This is a genomic window from Pseudoalteromonas sp. SR45-5, assembly GCF_014163565.1.
GTDB classification, from domain to species: Bacteria; Pseudomonadota; Gammaproteobacteria; order Enterobacterales; family Alteromonadaceae; genus Pseudoalteromonas; species Pseudoalteromonas distincta.
Genome location: NZ_JACJDN010000350.1, coordinates 1 through 4,168 on the forward strand (window position 1 = coordinate 1; position 4,168 = coordinate 4,168).

3 protein-coding genes are annotated in these 4,168 nt (G+C 39.1%); all 3 read right to left on the reverse strand.

Annotation, left to right across the window (positions count from 1 at the left end):
* Positions 1 to 21: 21 nt before the first annotated feature.
* Positions 22 to 1,416, reverse strand: coding sequence for a coniferyl aldehyde dehydrogenase (locus H5072_RS13045; RefSeq protein WP_404936326.1), 1,395 nt, complete (start codon positions 1,414 to 1,416; stop codon positions 22 to 24).
* Positions 1,417 to 1,630: 214 nt separating this feature from the next.
* Positions 1,631 to 3,106 carry an SLC13 family permease gene (locus H5072_RS13050; RefSeq protein ID WP_182693760.1) on the reverse strand — a complete coding sequence of 492 codons (1,476 nt, stop codon included), beginning with the start codon at positions 3,104 to 3,106 and terminating at the stop codon, positions 1,631 to 1,633.
* Positions 3,107 to 3,115: 9 nt separating this feature from the next.
* Positions 3,116 to 4,072 carry a porin gene (locus H5072_RS13055; RefSeq protein ID WP_182693761.1) on the reverse strand — a complete coding sequence of 319 codons (957 nt, stop codon included), beginning with the start codon at positions 4,070 to 4,072 and terminating at the stop codon, positions 3,116 to 3,118.
* Between the last annotated feature and the right edge of the window lie 96 nt (positions 4,073 to 4,168).

Sequence of the window (4,168 nt, forward strand, 5' to 3'; positions counted from 1 at the left end):
CTTTACCAAATCAGCACCCTATTATTTTATGTAAAGCCACTTTAGAAGCTTAATAATAAGTTTGCTTTGTTTTAGTAGCATAACAATGCGAGGATTAAACGAGCCCGATACTAACGTATTTTTAGCATGGCTAAACGTTAAAAAACCTTCTATACCATGATAATGCCCCATTCCTGAATGGCCTACACCACCAAAAGGAGCATCGTCAGCAGTTACTTGCACTAAGGTATCGTTTATTGCCACAGTGCCACTGATTGTTTGCTTCATAATGTATTCTTGAGCGTGCTTATCTTGGCCTAAAATATAAAGCGCTAATGGGTGGTGATGAGCTTTAATATAGTCAATTGCGCTGTCGAGCTTTTCATAACTCATTATTGGCAGTATTGGACCAAATAACTCATCTTGCATAAGCTGCATTTCGTCAGTTACTTGAGTCACTAAATGCAGCCCCATACGATGCTTTTCTTCGTCTTGCTGATTGTGTTCAAGTGGCTTAATAATGTTTGCACCCAGTTCTTGGGCTTGCTCTAAGTAGGTTGCCAAACGTTTATAATGCGCATCGCTAATGATAGAAGTTAAGTTTTTACCTTCAACACCGTCTTTAAAATGCTTTTTATACAACTCGCATAATTGCTGAATAAGCTGATGCTCAAGCTCTTTGGGTACAAATACGTAGTCGGGAGCAACGCATATTTGCCCTGCGTTGGCCATTTTTCCAAACAGTAAAGCTTGCGCCGCTTTTTTAATATCGGCATTTTGCGTAATAATAACTGGCGATTTACCACCGAGTTCGAGCGTTACTGGTGTTAAATTACGACTCGCTGAAGCCATTACTAATTTACCAACGGCCGTTGAACCCGTAAATAATAAATGAGCAAATGGCAGTGATGAAAACTGTGCTGCAACATCACTCGCCCCTAGTATTATTTTACAATGAGCTTGCATGTCATCTTTAAATATTTTTTCGATAACGGCGTTTGTGTGAGGTGTAAACTCGCTTAATTTGAGCATCACTCTATTACCAGCAGCTATGGCGGTAAGCACAGGTACTAACGCTAACTGAATAGGGTAATTCCACGGTGCAATAATACCAACCACACCTTTAGGTTGGTAATTAACACTTACTTTTGAAGGCCACAAGCTTAAACCCACAGAGCGATTACTTGGCTTTGCCCATTTTGGTAGCTTTTTGATAATGTGCGCGAGTGTTTGAACCGTAGGCAATATATCGCCAAGTAGAGTATCGAAAGCGGTTCTGTAACCAAAGTCTTTTGAAGCAGCATCCACTAGCTCTTGCTCAAGTTCAACAATACGTACACGGAGTTTTTTTAATAAAACGAGACGTTTATCAATTGGCAAGTAAGGCGTTTCGAGAAAGCTTTTTCGCAATTCATCAAACTGGGGAATTAAAGGCATTGCCTGTGATGTCTCAGTGCTCAAAATAGGTTACTCAATTTTTAAAGTTATTAACGACTATAACCTTGTTCTGTTTTTCGAGCAATAACACTAATTATCTAAAAAAGAGCTTCTTGAGTACTACAAATAAGTATAAAGAGTAGTTTTGTTTAAAACTGTAAATATAAACAAAGCTACTCTGGAATAGGTTGGTTGGAACTAATTTAGTTCAGCTTTAAAAGCCAAATACTTGGGCTGCAATCGTCATTGTAACCAGCGTAATTAATACAATAGCCACAATGTTTAGCACAAAACCCGCTCTTATCATGTCGCGCATTTGAATTTGCCCTGAGCCAAACACAATAGCATTTGGTGGTGTCGCTACCGGCATCATAAACGCACAACTACACGCTATAGCTGCAGGAATAACCCAAACCAATGGTGAACCTGTTATAGACTCTGCAACGGGCCCTAACAAAGGAAGAAAGCCAGCTGCAGTTGCTGTATTGCTTGTGATCTCAGTTAAAAACGTAATTAATGCCACAACAACAAGTACACTCATAACAAGTGGAATAGTGCTGGCGCCTTCAATTAGGTGAGCAATAAATTCAGCAAGCCCTGATGACTTAATTTGAGATGCAAGTGTAAGCCCGCCACCAAATAATAATAAAACGCCCCACGGCACTTTAGCTGCGCTTTCCCAATCAAGGATACGCTCATCTTTGCCTTTATTCGCTGGCATTACAAACAACAGCAATGCCGCTGCAATTGCAATAGTAGTATCTGAAATATTAAGACCTGTTATATCACCTAATAAAGGTCTAAATATCCAACACAGTGCTGCTAAAACAAACACAAATAACACGCCTTTTTCGGCGCGCTGCATTATACCTAGGCTTTTTAACTGCGTTGAAAACACCGCTTTTGTATCAATTTTTTGATCGTTTTTAATATTAGCATCTACTTTATACGCAAATTTAGTAAGCCAAACCCAGCTAATAATTAGCATGCCTAAAGACAGTGGTACGCCTACAATCATCCATTGCGCAAAGCCAATTTCTATTTGGTAACTATCTGACAAGTAAGCAGCCATTAAAGCATTAGGCGGAGTACCGATTAAGGTAGCAATACCACCAATACTTGCACCATAAGCGATTGATAACAGTAAAGCCTTACCAAAACCTTCATTACTCGGGTCTGATTGCTTAACTAAATTAGTAATTGAAAGCGCAATAGGCAGCATCATTACAGCTGTTGCGGTATTAGACATCCACATCGACAAAAATGCGGTTACCAGCATCATGGCTAAAATTTGCAAGCTTGGCTTTTTACCCGCATATAACATGGTGCTTAGCGCAATACGTTTATGTAACCCCCAACGCTCCATAGCAATAGAAATTAAAAAACCACCTAAAAATAAAAATATTAGCGGGTGCGCATACGGGGCAGCCACGCTTTTAATTGCTGCTATATCAGCCAGTGGTGATATTACCAGAGGGAGCAAAGCAGTTGCTGGAATTGGTACTACTTCGCTCACCCACCACGATGCCATCCAAAATGCTAAACCTGCGGTTTTAAATGCCGCTACAGACATACCCGTTGGTGGATCGAGTAAACATGTTAATAGCATTACTACAGGGCCTAGTATCAAAAAAAGCCATTGGAAATTTCTTTTCTTATCTGGTTTTTGCGTGAGTATATTATCTGTCATGGCAGGCCTCTAAAATTTGTATTTAAGACCAAGCGCAACACTGCTGTCGTCTTGTTCTTCTAAATTAAGGTCGGTGTATAAAAGGTAAGCAGTTGTTTGCTTGTCAAATACATAGTCAAGGCCCGTAGTCCATTGTGTTGCCTCAGAAGTTTGACGAAGTAAAGAGTCATCTTTAGCAAACTGTAATTTAGGTACCCATTTATCAAGCGTATAGCTTGCACTTAACACATAACCGTTACCTGATTTTATACCATCTGTTGATTCAGAATGCTGATATAGTGCACCAAGCTGTAATTGTTCAAATTTATAGGCTGCTGCTATTCGGCTCGCATTAATATTATTAAGAGAATCAACATGGCTTAATGATAAGTAATATGAGGTGTTTTTTAAGCTACGATCACCATAAATAAAAGTTGCTGCAAATCCAGCTTCGTTATCTTTGTTGTCGTCTTTTGGAGCATAAGTAAACGAAAATTGCGTATTATGCCAATACTTAGAAGTGTATGTTAGCGTATCACCAAGTCTATCTTGTCCTGCAATAACTTGAGCTATGTCACCTTGGGTTTCATTAAAGTTATCAACTTTGCCCTCAGAGTATTTAAAGCGAGTATCATTTCTTCCCACTACAAGCTCGCCAAATTGACCTTTTAAACCAAGGTATGTATTCCTTGCACTAAATGGCTCTTCGGTGTCATCTTGCTCAAAGCCTTTTACTTGCACTTCGTATTTAAAAACAACGTTTAAATATTCATTTAATTTGTGTTGCCCTTGAATACCTATACGCGAAAATGGCGCTTCAATCTGCGTGCCTTCTTCTGCGTAACGCATAATACCCGTATCTGTATTAGCAATTTGCACTTCGGCTTTACCATAAACATCATATTCAGTAGCGCAAGCCGTGTACGAGTAAAAAGCAAAGCTACTTATTGAGGTGAGTAAAATAGTAGAGTGTGTAAACTTTATCATTATGTGTCCTAATTATTAGAATCTACTTGTTGTCAGACCTAATAAGGCAACTTTACTGCCAATGGTAAAATACTTTTATATTTCAGATGGTTAATG